Consider the following 18,528-nt stretch of genomic DNA (forward strand, 5'->3'; position numbering starts at 1 on the left):
TCCTATTTTTTGCAGTTCTTAATTTTCCGCGCGATAAAACACATGACTAGTAGGTGTTCCTGAATTGATTTCAGATTTCAGCTCGTTAGTCATTTGTGGTTTACCAGCACCGTCATTTTCAGCTTTGATACCACAGAGAACTTCGTCGCTTGGACATAATGTGGCAATATCACCTGAATAGGGCTGGTAATTGTTTGGATCGGTCAGATCACCACTTGGATTAATGACTTCCCACGATTGCTCAGTAGTGCTCGCCGCTTTTCTACTGATTTCATTGGCGTGTCCAGCATAGACACCCAATCCCAAAACTGCTCCCAGAATTGGGATAAATAATTTTGCTTTTTTCATGTTGTTGATATTTATAGTTTATAAATACAGGTTCGGTAGTTTCTAGTGCTTCGGTATCCTGTCTCGGAGACTTGCCTTGTCGTAGGTTTATCGATATATATGAATTGTCGCAATCCCGAAAGAAGACATCGCTCACCTATTGACTACCTTTCCTGCTGGTCGAATCCCCGTCGGGATTCGCTATGCATAGTTTTTATTGCTGTTTTTTTATATTCCATCAGCTTTACTTTGTATTCCATCAGCCATGCCGGTGCCGCAAGTAAAGTAACCGCCAGATTGAATTGAAAATGTTGTTTCCAGCTCATTTTCTCAAATACTTTTCCGCAGGCACAGGGCACATAACCATAGATTTCGATATAAGCCAAATAGGCATAGATCGAATAGGCTGTCATCAATAAAATAGCTAGCCCCAAGCCCCATATCCTTACCTGTGGAATACACATCAGGAGGACAGTCCCCAGCTCCAACATCGGAAGCAAATAGCTCAAAATGGCCATCGACCATTGTGGAAGTGGCTGTTTGTGAAGCTGACTCACAAAAGCAGCATGGTTAAATACTTTTCCAAGTCCAGTGAAGAAAAGCAATAGGATCAGCATAACTAATGTGATCAGAATATACCAGTCCATATGGTTTTGCCATTTTGATTGCTGAACTTTTATGGACACTGTACTTGCCGCCCCAGTTCCATGATGTTGTATATATTTTTCGCTTCGTTCCATAGTCTTTTTTGTTAACCGTTTACTAACTTTTGTAAGGCTAAATTACAATCTCCGACAGCCCCAGCGTTAGGCCGAAGATGATCTGGCGATAGGCAGGTTTTGCTTATCGCAATATCCAGCTAGTCGGGGCAAACATCCCTCTACTCACAGTAATCTTCCAGCCGATAGGGGTAGCCCTTCGGGAACTCATCATAGCTGTGCAGATAGGCCAGCACAATGGGGCATACTTTGCGCTGATTGAACAGCCTCACAATGGCGGGCATATCAAAGGGATCTTCCACAGCAGTAGTATAGCCATCCATTATCGCGATAATCTCCTGTTTGAGCTCTATCTGCTTTTTTTCTTTTTCTTCGGGATCGAGAATGCTGTAAAAGACCTCGTTGTGCGCATCCTGCAGTTCGGCAATCTCGAGCAGCTCCACATCCCAATAATCGAGTTTAAAGCCATAGCTCCTCAGTATAGTAAACAGAGCTTCGATGCAGTGATGTAGATCCATTTCCTCAAGCAATGGCTCGGGGCAGGGCGGAAGTAGATTATAACAGTCGCGATGACAGTTCCCATCGAGTTGCCGGCGCTGGGCGGCTGTCTTCAGCATCATTTCGCGCATATCCTGAGGGTCAAAATAATAGGCCTCCGGTTCGCCCGGCCGATAGATGGTCGAAGCACAGGTGATCTCGGTCAGGATAACGGCCAGCAGGTAAAAAAGCTCAAGCTGGCTGTTGTGCTCCGGCGGAAAGCTAAAGCTGAAATAGTCGTCAAAACTGAGATAATCCTCGGGTTCAATATCGTCGAGAAAGCTATCATAGAGTTCCTGTCGATGGACCATTAGTTCCTGGTGTGTATATCCGTTTTCCCAGCCCTCGGGCGCAATGAGGTTCATCAGTCGGGGCAAGATGTCGTAGCAGTCCTGCAGGATATTGTAGAGGCAGTCGCGATCAAGCTTTGGATTGTTGTAAAATTTCATGTTCTTTTTTATCGGATTAGAGGATAAGCTATTTATGCTGTTGTGTTTCGATGTGCTTTTTATACTCGGCGGTGGTCATGCCGCTCATTCGGCAAATAAAGCGGTTCATCTCGCTGACCCCGCCGAATCCGGCCAGTTCTGCGGTGGCCGCCTGTCTCTCATTTTCGATGAGCAATTGGCCGATATGCTGCAGCAGCAGTCTGTTGCGGTCTGCGCGCATGCTGACACCATGGTACGCATGGTATTTTCGGCTCAGGGTAGCATGCGCTATGCGCAGTGCTTTCGCAATATCCTTCAGTCGGGCATGTGCTCCTTCCTGCACAATGAACAGCTCGAGCAGCTGCCTTGCCTGCTCCGGAAGCGGGATGTCGGAGTTCTGCTCCAGCAGTTTGAAGCGGCTCAGGTTGACCAAAAAAATAAGATGTTTGAGCAGGATGCACTCATTGTCGAGGATATAGGGATTGAGACGGCTGAAGATAAGCTGCAGGTATTTGATCGTAATGCTGCCCACGCGAAATCGGATGCTTTGGACAGGAAAAGGCGAACGTTCCTTTCGGGCCCGGAGAAGGGGAACGAGGAATCTGAAATGCTGCAGTGCCGGTGGCCTGAACATGCCCGCATCGATAACAAAGCCTATCAAAATATGATGCCCCACAGGCAGATGAAGGTTGTATTGTCCCGGCGGTAGGTAAAAATAGCTGCCATAGCTGGGCAAAATTTCAACCACAAAATCCGCGGCGGCCTGTTTGGCAAAGATGGTCTGCTGGCTGAATAGGGGATAGATCAGATGCAAGTCTTCCAGTCTGATCTCGATAGCGATGTCCATGGCCTCTTCGATCCAGTATTCATAGGAATAGAGATAGGCAAAACGGCCGTCAAAAGTCTGTTCGCTCACCCGGTTGCGAGGGGATTCCCAATGCTGCTGCTGGGCATGACGTATAGGGAAAGTGATTGCTTGTGTGGGGCAAGAAACTATCTTATAGTCGCTCCCCAGGTTGAAAGTATAGGGTTTTATCATCTATAATTTATAATTAGCTAAAAGATGATTTTATGAAGTTTAAGGGAAGAACACCAAATAAAATGCTAATCAACCTGTTTTTGGGGCCAACCGACAGCTTTTGGTCGAAATCAGTATTTTCTGTCGACTAACCGACAGCTGATCGTCCTGACTGTAAGCCAATCGACAACGTGCCTGTTATCTGCAATTTTTTTTTGGAATTATTTAGCTGTTCAAACATATTTGTTTTTATTGGAACCAATTGGAGTATTCATGTGCTCGACCGCGGGAAGGTACAGCCTGCGCGAGGGCCGATTATTAATTTTAGATGCTATGAAATGAAAATCTTGAAAGAACAGGAATTCAATGGCTTGGATCAGGTGCTGGCGGAGCAAACGATGCTCCAATGGACAGCGCTGCTGCCATTTATCTCAGATGACGAAGATGATGCAGACAGCTGCCCCATCTTAGCTTTCTAATTTTTGCAGCCAAATACCCTTGAGGTAGGGAAGGACCAGGCAGGTCCTTGCCCTCCCTCTTTTAAAACCGAATCGATATGATGTATACCGACAATAAACACAGCTGGACGTATGCGCTATTTTCTGCGCATATACACCGTTACCTCCCGGCATTGCCTTGGGCAGAACATTCAACACTTTATCAACGCTGGAAAGCGTATCACCAGCCGCAACCTTTTCATGCGACACTGCACTGGGATACTTCCTTGCTTGGGAGCTTACAATCGGGGCCACCCCGGATTTTGGTTCTGTTTCACCTCGGCATGCATGCCTTTTTGCCGCAGGTGCTGGCCGAAGCGGGTATTCAGTTCGACCTTCTGCTCGACCGGAAGGTTTTTGCCCGGCATCAGACGCTTTTTGCGGCGTTGCAGCAAGAGCGGCAGGAGCAGGGAGCCTGCTTCCGTTTTTTGATGAGCGACGATCCGCAGGTGCTGCTCAAAGCACGCTCGGCCATAAAGGCGGGCCGCCACCTGCTCATATTTGCCGATGGCAACAGCGGTACTTCCGACCAGATCGACAAAAAAGTTAAGATCAGCTTTCTGGCAAACGATCTCTTTGTCCGTAAGGGAATAGCATTGCTAAGTGCCCTGCTCGGCACGTCCATCCTGCCGATATCGCACCGCACCGTAGCAGGGAAACAGCAGCTGTTGCTGGGCACGGCAATTGAGCAGCTGCCCGATGAAAAGCGGGAGATCTATATCCGGCGCAGCATGCAGTTGCTGTACGATTTTCTGGCTGACCAGATCCGCAATGAGCCATGGCGCTGGGAATGTTGGGGCTATCTGCATAAACTCAACTGCTATCAGATTGAAGCATTTCAGCAGGCCGAATTCGACCTGGCGTCGGAAGGCAATATCAGCATTGTGCTGGAGGGTAGAAAAGGAGTGTTTAATAGGGAATATTTTTGTTGTCTGTTTGTGTGAGAATATTTTTAAATTTAAATATAAAGTAATACCAATTAATTTATAATGAAACGGATCTTGGATTTAACCTACTGGCATCTTTTTGTATATATCTTTATGTTGCTTGTCATCTGGTCTGCCAACCTGTTATGGAACAGCGTGCCCATTGCTCCAGTGCAGATCGTTACAGCGGCATGTCTGTATACGCTGTACAGTTATGTGATCTTTAGGCTGATCCTCTTCTATTGGTATGGCACCGTTGTGCAGAAACTACTGGCTATAGGCATCTATCTCTTTATCACGCTGACGGTATTCTTTTTTATGCGCAAATTGATCTATGTGCTGCTACCACTCATGGGGATCCATTTTTCGCGGCGCACCCAGCCGCTGCAGCTGCACCTGTTTAACTTCCATATGGGCGTTCGTTATTTTGTGACCAACCTGATAGGCGGGTTTACCTTCTGGCGGCAGCATGCTTACCGAACGGAGAAAGAAAACATTGTACTGAACAGTGAACTGGCTACTTTTAGGGAAAGAGCGCAAGATATGAAATACACTTCGCACTTTTTGCAATCGGTATTTGTGACAAGCTTTGGTAAGATGATGCTCAGCGAGGTACCCCAAGACCGTCACACCAAACGTGATATAATGCAGTTTTTGGCTTACCTGTTGCGGATTGAAAATTTAGGGAAGGCGCAGCCTTTCGCTGCCGAACTGGATGAACTTCATTGTTTTATCCGATTGCTGCGCTACCACTATAAGGAACGTTCCATTCGGTACAGGGAACGGATGCAAGATTGTCACTATCCGGATATCCCTGCCGGTATGCTGTTCTTTCCGCTCGAAAATTGCCTCAAACATGCAAAAATTGATGCAAAGAACCCGGTCGAGATGCAGCTTACAGCGGTTGAATCGGGCATCAGTCTCCGCTGCCAAAATCACTGGTCGCCTAAGAAAAGTGATATCAATTCAGAAACTGGTTTTGCCCTGCTCGATGCCAAACTGAAGCAGGTAGATTATAAGTCCACGGTGAAAAAACTGCTGCGTGACGATATTTTTACTGTACATATTAACCTTGATTTTACCAACCGAAAATGAACAAACTCAATTACCGCTTATTGATTGTCGACGACGATCCGGATTCGCTGTTATACATCCTGATGCAGTTACACGACCTGCCCTTTATCCACGAAGATATCGGCATTGTCAGCAGTCCCGAGCAGGCAATGACCTATCTGAAAGAGAACGAAGTGGATATTCTGATGCTCGACATGGACCTTGGTCAGGCTGGCGTAAACGGGATCCAGCTAGCCGGGATGATTGCCAACCCGCCGGTGATGGTGGCCTGCTCGGCCTATCCCAGCTACGTATTTGAGGCCAATGAGGCAGGCATATGTGCTTATCTGAGCAAGATAACAAGTTTTAAAATTTTAAAGACCATCATGGAGGAAGTTGTGGGCATTGTCGACCGCAAAGCAGAACAGCAGAGCCGGGATATACAGAGCCTTACGATGAAAACCCTGCAAAATGAAATCGTCCTGATCGAGGTCGGGGACATCTATTACGCCAGTGTGGAACTGGGCGAGCTACAGATCGTTTTGGAAGCGGAGAGCCATCGATTTAATACGAAACTGCACCAACTGCAGTCAAAGCTGTCTGTACAAAACTTTGCCCGACCGCGCCTCAATACACTGGTCAATTTGGCCAAAGTGGACTTGGTGCGTCCAAACGAGCTCTATCTCATAAAACCGCGAAATGGAATGGCTATTTCGATTACGCGGGCATATCGGGCAAATTTTAACCATCGCTTTGAAGTGTACAGACAGAACAACAGATAAAAGGGTATGGCTGCCCGCATTTCATGGTGTCGACCATTGAAATTTTATATGACAAAATTGGATGAAATCGTACAATTGCTTCGGCAGATCAACGAAAGACTGTCCTGCACTGGCCATCACCTGCTGCCAACAGAAAATAAGGATAGGGGATGGAAGGTAGATGAGCTGATGACCCGCATGGCTGTGGTGTCGCGCCTGGGAATCTCTGAACGCACCTACAACCGCTGGGTAAAAGCGGGTATTCTTATACCGATTTGCCTGGGTAACAAGCATTATTACCGCGAGCAGGATCTGCAGGAGGCGATCAAGCGCAGCATCAATAAAGGATTGATCTAATAGGTTGTTTTAAAGGCTGATTCGCAAAGGAATTAGCCTTTTTGCTTCGAAGAAATAGAGTATATCGTGCCCCTGTAAAACGAATATATAGTCTAATAGAAAGTGCAAATCTAGATTTCGCGCAGGATTTTAATATTTTCATGGGCTTCACGCTGCTGGCTCAGCTGAATCTGGATTAGATTTTTGGCCCCTATGGAGAGCTTATTTTCCTCTGCTAGCGCTTTGTTGTAAACCTCTCGGAAAGCCGTCTCGCCCCGATCACAATGCTCCAATAAATCTTGCATATTACCGCCCGATAATTTTGATTTGATGACCATCCACAGCCGAAAAAGCTCGCCGCTTAATTTGGTCCGGTCAGTGGCGTACTGGCCGGCAAACTCAACAAGGGGACTGAGTTCTGCAATAAATTTTTCCGACTGCCCTATAAACTGTCTGAAAACTGCTTCACGCGCACCTTCGCCCTGTTCATTGGCAAGGTCGATCGCTAGCTCATAACCTTCAATACGGTCATTGTTGATTTTAATAAGGTCATTTAAAATATTAGGGTCGTTCTGATTTCTTTTCATATTTTCTAATGCTGTTTTTAAGGTAGAACAAGAAAGATTAATCATTAGTTTGTCTTTGTTTCTTTTATGGTAATTATCTGTAGCTTACTTCTTGATTTTTAGGATACTTAGAGTTGATTATTTGGACTGAAGGTGTATTTTGAGGACATGGGTAATACGTTTCTTAGATGCCCAATTTTCTTAAAAAACAAACTTTATGTCATTTTAAGGAGTTTCTTTCTTAAAAACAATAACGACAATGCATGTAAAAAAGGAAAATAAAAGCAAGCTGCAAACGTATTGGACGATACTGAAAAATACCGTATCAGGCTTTATGAATGAAGACTCCATAAAATATAGTGCTTCATTATCGTACTACACCGTTTTTTCGATCGGCCCAATATTGGTTTTGATGATCGCGCTGGCCGGTATATTTTATGGTGCCGATGCCATTCAGGGAAAGGTTTTTGCAGAACTTAACGGCCTGGTAGGCAATAGCGCCGCCAAACAGATTGAAGAGGTTATTCAAAATCTGCAGTTATCGGGTAAATCAAATATGGCGTTGGTAATCAGTGTGGGAACCCTGATCATCGGTGCAACGACGGTTTTTGGGGATATGCAGAATTCCATCAATAAGATCTGGCATGTGCGCCCAAAGCCCAAAAAAGGTTGGCTCAAGATGATCCAGGACCGCTTGCTCTCTTCATCACTGGTCATTGGATTGGGGTTTCTTCTGGTGGTGACATTGATTATCAACGGAATCATTCTTGCACTTACCGGGCAGCTGCAGCGCTATTTCCCGGAAATCACGGTCGTGCTGATGAACTTAATCAATTTTGTCATCTCCTTTGTGGTTATCGTCCTACTCTTTAGCGTGATCTTTAAAACCTTACCCGATGTCAATATTCAATGGAAGACTGTTCGGGCGGGCGCGCTATTCACGGCTATATTATTTGTAATCGGCCGTTACCTGATCGGCATATATCTTGAACGCTCGGCGACGCAGGATACTTACGGTGCGGCCGGCTCATTTGTGCTTATTTTGCTCTGGGTGTATTACACCGCGGCAATTCTTTATTTTGGAGCTATTTTCACGCGGGAGTATGCAACAGAAATGGCTATCCCAATCGAGCCTTCTGAATTTGCGGTCCATGTAGAGACACAGGAAATCGAACGCAACGTCGATGAAATTCCACCGGCGCCGCTCGATGAAGAGGAAACGACTATTGATAAAACAGCATAGAATCCATTAGCTAGTTTTTTAACATTTGATAACATTTTTTTTTAAACGATTCCTGCTGCAGGCTGTTCTATTTATAAAAAAACGAAAGGAAAAAATAGTATGAGTGAATTAACATGGAAAGGTCGTTGGAACGAAATTAAAGGTAAGGTAAAACAGCAATATGCTGATCTTACAGATGATGATTTACTATATGCGGAGGGCAAAGAAGATGAGTTGGTTGGTAAACTTCAAAAGAAAACAGGTAAAACACAAGACGAGGTGAATAGTTGGTTGAACGGTTTGTAGAATAGTGTTTTCATGTTAAAGGCGGATAACAGCAATGTTATCCGCCTTTTTTTAGGTCTTTTTTCTATAAGTTAGATAGCTGCCTAACAGACACAGGTTGACCAGAACAGCAAAGCTGTTTGAATAGATAATGGGCGCCTCACTTTTCATTACCCCGTACCATACCCATAGGGAAAGTCCTATGATTAACGTTAACAGCATAACAGGAGAAAGGTCATCCACATTTTTTTCTTTCAATACCTTGATCAGCTGCGGCAACATAGCAATTGATGTAAGGGCACCCGCAATAATACCCAGAATGTTTTCATTGATCATAAGGACTTCGGTTTTAGGTGATCACTATGTTGATATGTCCAGACTAAAATGGATAACCGATCGCGAGATTAAACATCAGATTATCTTTTCGCCATCTTGAACTTCCAAAGTCGATATCCTTAAATACCCAGCGCTCGCCCTTCGGTAAATAGGGGATACGGAACGGGATGGAAAAGTCAGTACGCAGGATCAGAAAAGTAAAGTCAAACCGTAATCCCAAGCCGCCGCCGACGGCTAGTTCCTGCAGGAAATCCTTGCTGAATTTTCCGCCCGGTTTGGTCTCATCATCCCGCTGCAGCCATACATTTCCAGCATCGATAAAGGCCGCCCAATGGACAGGGCCAGCAATTTTTGCCCTGTATTCGGTGTTCAGCTCCAGCTTGATATCGCCTGTCTGATCGGCATAGAAAAGTCCATTGCCCAGTCTTTCTGGCGCTACCGTGCCAGGTCCGATCGCACGGGCGCCAAAGGCACGGATACTATTTGGTCCGCCCACATAATATTGCTTAAGATAGGGCAGGGAACGCGAATTGCCATAGGAGTAGCTCATCCCTATACTCACCCGTGATGCGATCTGTGAATTTTCGCTGAGCTTGAAATAATGCCTGCCATCCACACTGGCTTTGACATACTGCGAGAAGTACGCATCAAAAAGTTTAAAAGTCTTGCCCTTATTAAAGTCTGCACCTTTGATAAGCCCCAGGATATTTCCCGACAGATCCAGGTTTCCCTTGAAATAAAACGTATTGCGCAGGTGCTTTTTCATGGTGTTCTGAAAGGTGAAGTTATAATTGGGCCCAATTGTGAATTGGGGATCGATTACATGCCGCAGCGCCGGAATGGTATCCATCTGCATCTTGTAGCTTTCCGAAATACCTCTCGGCTGTACATAGGTGATTTCCATCAGCGCCAGATCATGCTGCTTCTCTTCGTTCTCTTGCCAGGTATAACCGTAGCTCAGCGCCATCGAATTGAGCGTATAGGCTTTGCGGCGGTTAAGGAATTCGTACCGTGCCTTGATATAGGTATTCGGAATATATTGACGGGAAGGATTATTGGTGCCAAATGGTGTCAGTATCCTCGGAAATGTCAAGGTTGCCTCGGTGCCGTAGCGGAAATAGCTGGAGTTCAGATCTGCATTGCCACCCGTTTGTATTTCATACCCGCCAAATACGTTGATATTGAGCTTCTCGGCGCCTTTAAAGGCATTCCGAAGGGTCCAGTTGATATTTACTTCGGTCCCATTATAGACCGAAGCCATTTTTCCTAGCAGTTCTACACGGACAGATTTCTTTGGCAGCGGAGTAAGGTAATAGTATACATCCAGCGCATTGGGTACTTCCTTGCTGTCCACAAAGTTATTTTTGACAAATTTCCAGCTGTTGAGATTCACCAGGTGGCTAATGGTCCTGTTGTGGGCGTCGCGGTTATACAGATCGCCCGCCTTGAAAAAAATATGATTGGCGATTACAGGTTTGCGGAAGGTATGATTTGGGTCAATAAAATAATAACTGCTATCAAATAGTTCGGCATTCCGCGGTGACTGCTGGTAGCCAGCTCCGGTCTCGGTATAGTTTGGGAAAATATAAATCTTATTGATTTTGGATGCGGCTCTTGCCTGTTCGGGCGTTTCCTTTTTTACGGTCACATAGAGGTTGACTTTATGATTCCCGATAGTGCTGTCGACCTGTACCAGGATGTAGTCTGGGCTGAAATAATAATAGCCCTTATTTTTAAGGACGTTGTCGATGCGGTCTCGTTCATTGAGCACAACATCAAGACTATAATTTTTGCCCACCTGCAACAGGCTGCGGTCAGAAGTTGCGCGGATATCGCGTCCCAGTTGCGTGCTGCTGTCTACGTCAAAAGTGACGGATTTGATCCGGTAGATCAGATTGGGCTTGGCGGTATAGTCTACCGTAGCTTTTTTATTTTCGACGATTGTATCCGAAGTAACTTCCGCATTGAAAAAACCGATATTTTCAAGCCGGTTGCGCAGCAGATTCTCATTGTACTCCCGGTTTACATCGCTCAGCAAAACGGGTTCTTCACCTATCTTTTTGAAAAAACGCTTGATAAAATTGCTATTTGACGTATCGCCGGCCATATTGTTAAAATAAAGCTTGTAAGGCATGCCTAAAACACGCTTGTTGGGCTGGGGCCGAAGCGATTCGGCCAGATAGGTAGCCAGCTTTTCCTTGTCTTTCTTTGGAATAGTATCGGAAGCGATCTTAACGTTTCCCTTTACATAAAGGCTGTCTCCTTCGGGCAGGTTTTTAGTCGACGAACAGGAAGCAATCAGCCCACCAAGGGCAAGCAGGCCAATAATCGATTTTAATTTAATTTGCATGGTAACTCCTTTCCTCGTCTTCATTTTTAATCGCTGTGGTTCTGATGGTATCTGAATGTGTTGGCATACTTTTTTTCCGGCCGTTGTTTGCAGCGCTGTCTACCTGCTGGCGGCGCTGCTGTTCTTTTTGCTGATCTTCTAGCTGTTTTCTGTATTCCGGACTATGGAGCATCAGGCTATCACGGATCACCGTACGCACACTGTCCCGATAGGCCGAATCTTGTTCCATTCGGTCTACGTCAAAACGCTTCCTGAATTTCTTGCTACCGGTATTGTAATATTCTTTGAGCTTTTTGGAACGCATAAAGATTTCCTTAAATCGGTTGTAATCCATCGTGATAATAAAACCGATTCCGGTTTCGACAAATTGCCCCTGCAAAGTCACCTGATATTGGTTTTTGCGGTAGAAGCGTGCAAAGTAGCGCCCGTCCTGCGAAAGCTGATAATCCAGCTGTATGTCGCCGGCGATATTATTGGCAGCTTCACCCGGACGTGAATTCCCTTCTACTTCAAAGTTAGATCCGATATTGACTTTCAGTCGGTCGTTGAGCAGCATTTTGGAAACGCCGATATTCAGGTCGGTACGTGTCTGGGCCGTTCCGGTGCTGTAATCATCTTCTGATGTCAGGTTGAAATCAAGCTCAACGCCGGTAATTAAATCTGAGGCCAGCCTGTTCAGCTGCGAGCTTAAAAACGAACTGACGCTATTCCGCACAAGCGCTTCTGTACCGCCACCTCCGGAAAGGCTCTCAAATGGATTTGCAGACATAAAACGGCCTAGTACAATCAGTGAAAAGACTTGTTTGTTGAGATCGGAAGGATTCTCCCGAAGTGTGCTGAGCGCATTGTCAACCTTGCTGATAACATCCTGCGATACGATGGCATTGTTGGCATTCAGGTCGATGTCAAAATTGAGCTGTGGCTGGAATAGCTTATCTGTGATTTTTAACAGCACATCGAATGGGATCTTCTGTTTGTATAAGTTGGCATTCTGCGTGCCGAGCTGTGGTGCAACAAGTTCCAGGGTAGGGGCTTTTAAGGTATAGGCTGCGGTAATATTGAGCTGTGCATCCAACGGATCTCCATTCCAGGTGATCGTACTTCCTTTCTGAAAGGTAAAATCTTTTTTCACAGGTCCAAAACTGAAAGAATAGCTTCCCTGCTCCACGGTAAATGTTCCCGACATCGTTATTTTGCCACTGGCATCCATGCCTGTATTCAATTCCGCCTCGCCCTGAATGTTTAGGGCATCTTGCGAACCGGCGTCAAGAAGAATCTTAAACTTGGCGTCTTTATCAGTCTGCAGATTCAGATCGACGTCTATTCCTGTAAGCTTTGTTACAGTCATCGAATCTAATCTGGCAAGCGCATTTGTGGTAGCTGTATCCCGTTTATCCACAAATTCGACCACGCCCTTCCGATCGGCCATGCCAGGATCATTGTTGGGCATCACCATGGTAAAATCGGTGCTGTCAAGGACCTTGATGGTACCGTCCACCACCGGTTTGTTTAGATTTCCGCTGATCTGCAGATCGGTGCCAAGAAACATTTTTCCATAAAAGAGGTCGTTGTCTGCCTGTGTGGAATTCAGGACTTCAAAATTTTCCATAGCGATGCCGATGTCAAAGTCAAAATCGGTGTAGGTCTGTGTATTGACAGAACCGCTGACCTGGGCAATATTGCCTTTGCTGTCTTCGAGTTCAAATTTGGGGAACGATAGGCCATTCTGATCAAAGCGGATCTGTTCATCCTTTGCTTTGAATAGGGCATTGAGCATCGCCACATTGAATTCAGCCTCTCTAAAATAGAGATCACCCCTGATCTGTGGTTTCGAAGGAGAGCCCACTATTTTTAACTGCCCTTCGAGGTTGCCCTTGGAATCTTTGAGATTCCCCATGCTGAAAGCCTGTACGGTCTTCATCGTCAGTGGCGCAATATCCAGTGTGAAGTCTAGCGCTGCATCGCCTTGTGGCGGGTTGATAAAATCGCCGCTGAGAACCAGATTATTTCCATTTTCAGTAACGCTCACGTTTGCGCTATAGGTATTTTCACGCTCGTTGTTGACCTTGATATTAACATTGCCCACGGTATCTTTTCCGAAGTAAAACTTATCTACGATCAGATCTGCCACAAACACTGGACTGCTTTCCAGTCGGGAAAGTGTAGTCTGCCCATTGATACCGCCGCCCAGATTCAGACTGTCGCTCATAACCATCTTGCTCAGGGTCTCTATGCGGAAATTTTTAAAAGCCACATCAACCGGTGAGTTAAGGATGCTGTCTTGCGATGCAATGCGCAGCTCCTGCCCCTTGTTGCTCAGCACGAAATTATCGGCCAGTATGCCCGCGCTGCCAAATTTTAGGGTATTATTAGGCGCTACATCCCATTTATCGTAGTTGAGCATTAAGCCGTCCTGAAGCAAACTGAATACAAATAGACCATCCTTGACCTGCATGTCGGCGCCGAGATGATATTGTTCTTTATCTTGTTTATCCTTGATCCATAGGCCCAGATTGACGATGTTTTGTGCGACCTTTCCGCTCAGAATGGTGTTGGTAATTTCAATACTGCTGACTTTAACTTTATTGATCAGGGCCGAATAGTAAAGGGAACTATCCAGGCTGTTGATGTCCAGGGTAACATTATTGATTTCTGTGCCGCCATATACAACCCGGGGTGCGTCTAGTTTGGCTGAGAGATTCTTGGATCCACTGTCGAAGCGACCATCCAGGGTAATGGCTTTCATTTCTGTCAGCTCAGGGAGAAAATCTTGAATAAGCCGGTTTCGGGTCAGCTGTGCCGAAAATTCGATGAGCTGCGGCGAGTAGGGCGGAATCTTGATAGGCTTTTCGGGTGTATAATATAGCTGCAGGAGATCCTGTACGGCACTTTGCAGTTCTAAAATTTTGTACTTGCCAACCAGGTGGGCATTCAGAAAGTCGGAACGCAGCTGCAGCTGATTACGGCTGCTGTCAGCTTTTGCCAGGAGGGATACCGTGTCCAGTGCATATCGATCGTTGTTGTATCGGATCAACGAATTGGTAATCTGCGCTTCACCGTTGAGGAGGTTTGGATCAGCAGTGCTGAAATTACCGCTGAGCTTACCGCGGTAGCTGATGGCATCTTTCACCAGGTTTAACTTTTGTAAGTTGATGCTGTCGACGTTCATTTCAAAGGCTATTTTGGGATAGGTCGCATCCATCTGCGCAGTGGCATCCAATTTCAGCTTGATATTCGGGTCGGGACTGATGACGGATGCTTTAATGGCGCCTTTGTCTGCCGAGAGATCCATATCGATATCATGATAGCGGTAGCCCATGGCGTCCATGCGGTTCACTTTTCCATCAAAACTGGCCATCATTTTTTTGGGATCTGTGCCTTTGCCTTTTATTTTTCCTTCAAAAGAAAGAATCCCCAACGTACTGTCCATTTTCATGATTTTGCCGATGTCCAGATCGCGCACACTCACCGATGCCTCATAGCTGGTATCGCGCTTGGCCATAGCAACCTTTCCATCTAATTTAGCAGTCCCTTTTTCGGTAACCAAAGCTAGTTTTGTGTTAAAAGATGCCATTCCACCTTTAAAAGTACCGCTCAGTCCGATAGCATTTGGCAGCTCAATATTTTGAGGTAGCATCGACCTGGAAACCAGCTTTTCGATATCCGAACGGCCTGTGGTTAATTTTTTAAGGTTGAGGTCTACCGACAATTTATTCATATCGGGTAATCCTTTTAAATGCAAACTTGCAATCAGCCTGGTATTGGAAAGTGTACGGAAATCGATATTCGGAATATTCAGGTCATCTACACGGCCAGCCACACGGGTATCAATATAGAACTTCTTGTCCATCAGGGGCTTCATCACTTCCATAGTGTCCAGAAAAGGGGCAAAAAAGCGAATATCGCGCATATCAATATAACTCTTTATGAGGCTGGCATTGACCCGTATCAGTTCTGGCTTTTTGGTAATGATATCCAAGGAAGGGTAACTTAGCTTAATATAATCGCGGATTAGGGTACGGGGAGTTTCCGCATATAGATTTTTAATTTCGGCACTTGTACTGGTATAGTTAAAATCGGCTTTCAGCTGCTTGATCGCAAAGCCGGAGTGATCAGCGGCAACAAGCTCTTTCAGTGATCCGCTGATAGAATCGGCGCTATAATATAAATCTGTCAGCTGGGTTTTGAGTCCCGGCATATGGATGTTAAAATAGTCAAATCCTTTGATGCGGGGCTGGTTGTCGTCCTTAAAACGGATACTGGTATTATTGATGTTGATGTCTTTTGCCGAAACGACCCAGTTCATCTTTGCGGCGCTGCTGCTGTCGGCTTCAGTTTTGCTGGTTTTTGCTGCTGCGGCCGAAGATTTTTGAATTTTTCCCAGCAGGACATTATGATCCGAACCATCGAGTTGGAGCTTTTGGATATCGACAAATTCATTTTTGAGATCGATCTTATTGATAGCGGCATAGAAATTTTTCAGGATAAATTGAGATTTAAGTGCACTCGATTCATCTTCATAACGAACCAGCACATTACTGAGTTCGGCCACCTGGATGCCTACATCAGGAAGGAGGGATGTGGTCTGTGCAGTTTTATCGGTTATACCAAAATCTTCAACCGATGGGCCTGCGCCTTCTACGGCGGGCTTCCACTGTTTGACCGTGGCATTTAGTCCGTCGATATTGATTTTCGGCAGCTCAAAGGCCATGTTTTTGGTCAGGTCAAATTTCTTTATGTTAGTATTTAAACGACCAAGATAGACGTCGGCACTGGTACCGATCACAGCATCGGCATAGACAACATGTATTTTTGAAAACTTGACCTTATCGAGGTTAAAAAGAAGGGCTGATGCTGTGTCGGCGGTTGGTTCACTTTCCTTTTCAGAAGCAAAAGCTTTGACGATATAGTCAAAGTTAAAGCTGCTGTCGGGCAAGGAACGACGTATTTTGGCGGTAATACCATCGGCTTCCAGGCTTTGGATTTCAACAGTATTCTTTAATAGTTTCAGCATATTGATATCGACCGCGATGCTTTTACCAGCAACTAAGGTGTCTTTACTTTGATCTTCGAGATAGATATCTTCCAATATCAATTTTTTAGGAAAATCGATATTGATGTAACCAATTTTGACGGGGGTGCCGATCTTTCCTTCGACATAATGTGTCACTTTACCAGCAATATAATTCTGTATGGAGGGTAGGCGAAGCAGGAAAACGATAAGAATAAAAAGCGTAATTATTCCTCCAATAATCCACAATATTGTTTTTAAAGCAATCCGGGCAAATCTGTTCAATGTGTTGTTGATTTAAGTTTACAGATAGGACAACACAGAACTGCAAATGGTTTGGATATTGTGAATTGATATCTCCGTCGATGTAGGGTTAGTTTACCACAGCAGCCAGGTAAGAATTGCCAGAAAGCCCCCACGGATAAGTAATTCTTGTGCTAGCTCCTCCCGGTCAAGTTTATACCAGCTATATTTTTCATAATACCTCCTGATGGTTTGTCTATTCTTTGCGTGGATGTTTTTATATGTTGTTTTCATAACCGATTTGTATTGATTTGCTACAAATCCTGCAATTTTAATGCAGTTTATATGACGTTAAAGGGATTTGAGTAGTTATTTTGTGCGATAGGTTATAAAATACTGGTATTTTGGGTATTTTAACGAGTCAATTCGGGAAATACGGCCCGATAAAACAGAAATAAATAGACAACAGGCTTAGATAAATACTGTTATCCAAGCCTGTTGTAATAGATATACTTGATTGTCCTATAATTCACTGTTATTGTCGAGCGTACCCGGCTCATGTCCTGTGGTTTGCTCATGTCGGGCAGCTACCCTTCGGGTTCGCTGGGTCTGATCCGGTGGAAGGCTTTCGGTCTTTTTCCCACCGCTATAAAACGTGTCTTCACTAAAGTGATAATGATCATAGAATTCAGTCGGATGATAGCTGTTCTCGCTCACGATAAAACCCACATCGCCGGTGCCTTCAAATACATGACGGATACTTAGTTCTGTTTCGGGATCGAGCTGATCCTGTTGGTAAGCAGGCAGGCGGATTAACTGATCTTCGTTGACGGATATCACAACAACTTCACCATCATCGGCGGGATTATACAGATAATCCGTTGCAGGTTCTTCCGTTGGAATTTCGTCTACTGTTAGGATCACGCTATGATCGATCGGTTCGACAGCTGGAGTCGGGTAAGCTTCTTCATTGCTGGCCTGAATTTGCGTACCATCGTAAAGCGACGCCAGTCCAATGGGGGCCAATACTTTCTTATCTTCGTCAATAACAAATTCGGCGTCATGGAGATCGATAATAATATAACGGACCTGCTGGCTTTCAGGATCAAAGAGCAGATCATCTACCTTGCCGAGCAGTTGGCCGGCTTCATTCTTTACTTTCCAGCCCCGGATATCAGGTTCGCCATCGACGATTTCGTAATCGCTTCCACCGAGTTCAATCAGATGATTATATTTTTTTTCTTCTAATGCCATGTCTTTAATTTTTTTGGTGATCAATTCGTATATGCAACGGAGTTCTAAAGCGTATCTGTTTGTGGCGCTGTTGTGTTAATGCTTGTGTCGGGAATAGGTTTATCTAACCTGGCGTCACTGTTAGTACGGTTTATAAAATACAGGACCAATCCCAGCGCGATAAGCGAAAGCAGCAGCCATAGCCACCAGGGCGCTCCGTTTCTCGGTTTTACTTCTAAATGTGCCATATATACTTTTTTAAAAAAAGAACAACTGCTATAGGGCTTCGTTTGAAAAAATTTTGTTTAAGCTGGATTTCAGGCGTATGCGCTTGGGACTGCGGATACATTGGCTTGCCTTTTTGCTGCCGTCCCTGTTGTTTCGCTGCTTGTTCTTTGGTATTTCTTTGTCCTTTATTTGCTTATCCGTTGCTGTTTATCTGCTTATTCGTTGCCCTTTGTTTGCCTGTTCTTTGCTCTTTCTTCGGGACTGCCTTGGGCTTTCATAACCCTTTGTTTGCCTGTTCGTTGGTATTCCGTTGCTGTTTCTCTGCTATTTTATTGCTGTTTTGTTGGTCGTGTGACCACAGAAAAACATCGAATTAGCCTGCTGCAAGCGGACGAGTTGTCTTTTAGAAGCCTCTTTGCTGCCTTCCATAAGTTTGCTAAGCCCAATCACAA

General features: G+C 45.1%; 18 protein-coding genes. 7 read left to right on the forward strand and 11 right to left on the reverse strand.

The features are described 5' to 3' along the window. Positions 1 to 18: 18 nt before the first annotated feature. From OK025_RS14950 to OK025_RS14965, 4 genes are all read right to left on the reverse strand, one after another. Complete coding sequence (locus OK025_RS14950) at positions 19 to 348, reverse strand: hypothetical protein (RefSeq protein ID WP_317664883.1); 330 nt, start codon at positions 346 to 348, stop codon at positions 19 to 21. A gap of 143 nt (positions 349 to 491) precedes the next feature. Continuing rightward, positions 492 to 1,067 carry a MauE/DoxX family redox-associated membrane protein gene (locus OK025_RS14955; RefSeq protein ID WP_317664884.1) on the reverse strand — a complete coding sequence of 192 codons (576 nt, stop codon included), beginning with the start codon at positions 1,065 to 1,067 and terminating at the stop codon, positions 492 to 494. Positions 1,068 to 1,207: 140 nt separating this feature from the next. After that, positions 1,208 to 2,032: a hypothetical protein gene (locus OK025_RS14960; protein ID WP_317664886.1), complete on the reverse strand. Its 825-nt coding sequence runs from the start codon at positions 2,030 to 2,032 to the stop codon at positions 1,208 to 1,210. A 28-nt stretch (positions 2,033 to 2,060) separates the two neighbouring features. Beyond that, the gene (locus OK025_RS14965; RefSeq protein WP_317664888.1) at positions 2,061 to 3,050 is read right to left on the reverse strand and encodes a helix-turn-helix domain-containing protein; all 990 of its coding nucleotides are present in this window, start codon (positions 3,048 to 3,050) and stop codon (positions 2,061 to 2,063) included. Between the two features lie 317 nt (positions 3,051 to 3,367). On the opposite strand from OK025_RS14965, the gene OK025_RS14970 reads away from it, so the two are divergent. The 5 genes from OK025_RS14970 to OK025_RS14990 all read left to right on the forward strand — a co-directional run bounded on the left by OK025_RS14970 (position 3,368) and on the right by OK025_RS14990 (position 6,623). Beyond that, entirely contained in the window at positions 3,368 to 3,508 is a 141-nt protein-coding gene (locus OK025_RS14970) for a hypothetical protein (protein ID WP_317664890.1), read from the forward strand. Between the two features lie 77 nt (positions 3,509 to 3,585). Then, the gene (locus OK025_RS14975; protein ID WP_317664892.1) at positions 3,586 to 4,470 is read left to right on the forward strand and encodes a hypothetical protein; all 885 of its coding nucleotides are present in this window, start codon (positions 3,586 to 3,588) and stop codon (positions 4,468 to 4,470) included. A 45-nt stretch (positions 4,471 to 4,515) separates the two neighbouring features. Then, positions 4,516 to 5,547 carry a hypothetical protein gene (locus OK025_RS14980; RefSeq protein WP_317664894.1) on the forward strand — a complete coding sequence of 344 codons (1,032 nt, stop codon included), beginning with the start codon at positions 4,516 to 4,518 and terminating at the stop codon, positions 5,545 to 5,547. Further along, the gene (locus OK025_RS14985) at positions 5,544 to 6,287 is read left to right on the forward strand and encodes a LytTR family DNA-binding domain-containing protein (RefSeq protein ID WP_317664896.1); all 744 of its coding nucleotides are present in this window, start codon (positions 5,544 to 5,546) and stop codon (positions 6,285 to 6,287) included. Before OK025_RS14980 ends, OK025_RS14985 begins: the two co-directional genes overlap by 4 nt. 6 nt (positions 6,288 to 6,293) lie before the next feature. Next, positions 6,294 to 6,623, forward strand: coding sequence for a helix-turn-helix domain-containing protein (locus OK025_RS14990; protein ID WP_317664898.1), 330 nt, complete (start codon positions 6,294 to 6,296; stop codon positions 6,621 to 6,623). 110 nt (positions 6,624 to 6,733) lie between these two features. On the opposite strand, the gene OK025_RS14995 is transcribed toward OK025_RS14990, so the two are convergent. Continuing rightward, positions 6,734 to 7,189, reverse strand: coding sequence for a PA2169 family four-helix-bundle protein (locus OK025_RS14995; RefSeq protein WP_317664900.1), 456 nt, complete (start codon positions 7,187 to 7,189; stop codon positions 6,734 to 6,736). 238 nt (positions 7,190 to 7,427) lie between these two features. Here OK025_RS14995 and OK025_RS15000 point away from each other — a divergent pair, with 238 nt between their 5' ends. Both OK025_RS15000 and OK025_RS15005 read left to right on the forward strand, forming a co-directional pair. After that, a complete protein-coding gene (locus tag OK025_RS15000; protein WP_317664902.1) occupies positions 7,428 to 8,411 on the forward strand; it encodes a YihY/virulence factor BrkB family protein in 984 nt (327 codons plus the stop codon). 99 nt (positions 8,412 to 8,510) lie between these two features. Beyond that, positions 8,511 to 8,696: a CsbD family protein gene (locus tag OK025_RS15005; protein WP_046675215.1), complete on the forward strand. Its 186-nt coding sequence runs from the start codon at positions 8,511 to 8,513 to the stop codon at positions 8,694 to 8,696. A gap of 51 nt (positions 8,697 to 8,747) precedes the next feature. Here the strand turns inward: OK025_RS15005 and OK025_RS15010 are convergent, their stop codons facing one another. The 6 genes from OK025_RS15010 to OK025_RS15035 all read right to left on the reverse strand — a co-directional run bounded on the left by OK025_RS15010 (position 8,748) and on the right by OK025_RS15035 (position 18,096). Further along, entirely contained in the window at positions 8,748 to 9,011 is a 264-nt protein-coding gene (locus OK025_RS15010) for a SemiSWEET transporter (protein WP_317664908.1), read from the reverse strand. A gap of 43 nt (positions 9,012 to 9,054) precedes the next feature. Next, the gene (locus tag OK025_RS15015; protein ID WP_317664910.1) at positions 9,055 to 11,385 is read right to left on the reverse strand and encodes a BamA/TamA family outer membrane protein; all 2,331 of its coding nucleotides are present in this window, start codon (positions 11,383 to 11,385) and stop codon (positions 9,055 to 9,057) included. Continuing rightward, positions 11,351 to 16,657, reverse strand: coding sequence for a translocation/assembly module TamB domain-containing protein (locus OK025_RS15020; protein WP_317664912.1), 5,307 nt, complete (start codon positions 16,655 to 16,657; stop codon positions 11,351 to 11,353). The genes OK025_RS15015 and OK025_RS15020 overlap by 35 nt, the downstream gene beginning before the upstream one ends. 93 nt (positions 16,658 to 16,750) lie before the next feature. Further along, the gene (locus OK025_RS15025) at positions 16,751 to 16,909 is read right to left on the reverse strand and encodes a hypothetical protein (RefSeq protein WP_317664914.1); all 159 of its coding nucleotides are present in this window, start codon (positions 16,907 to 16,909) and stop codon (positions 16,751 to 16,753) included. Between the two features lie 228 nt (positions 16,910 to 17,137). Then, positions 17,138 to 17,869: a PRC-barrel domain-containing protein gene (locus tag OK025_RS15030; protein ID WP_317664916.1), complete on the reverse strand. Its 732-nt coding sequence runs from the start codon at positions 17,867 to 17,869 to the stop codon at positions 17,138 to 17,140. Positions 17,870 to 17,913: 44 nt separating this feature from the next. Continuing rightward, positions 17,914 to 18,096, reverse strand: coding sequence for a hypothetical protein (locus OK025_RS15035; RefSeq protein ID WP_145329788.1), 183 nt, complete (start codon positions 18,094 to 18,096; stop codon positions 17,914 to 17,916). Between the last annotated feature and the right edge of the window lie 432 nt (positions 18,097 to 18,528).

Source organism: Sphingobacterium sp. UGAL515B_05 (assembly GCF_033097525.1).
Classification (GTDB): domain Bacteria; phylum Bacteroidota; class Bacteroidia; order Sphingobacteriales; family Sphingobacteriaceae; genus Sphingobacterium.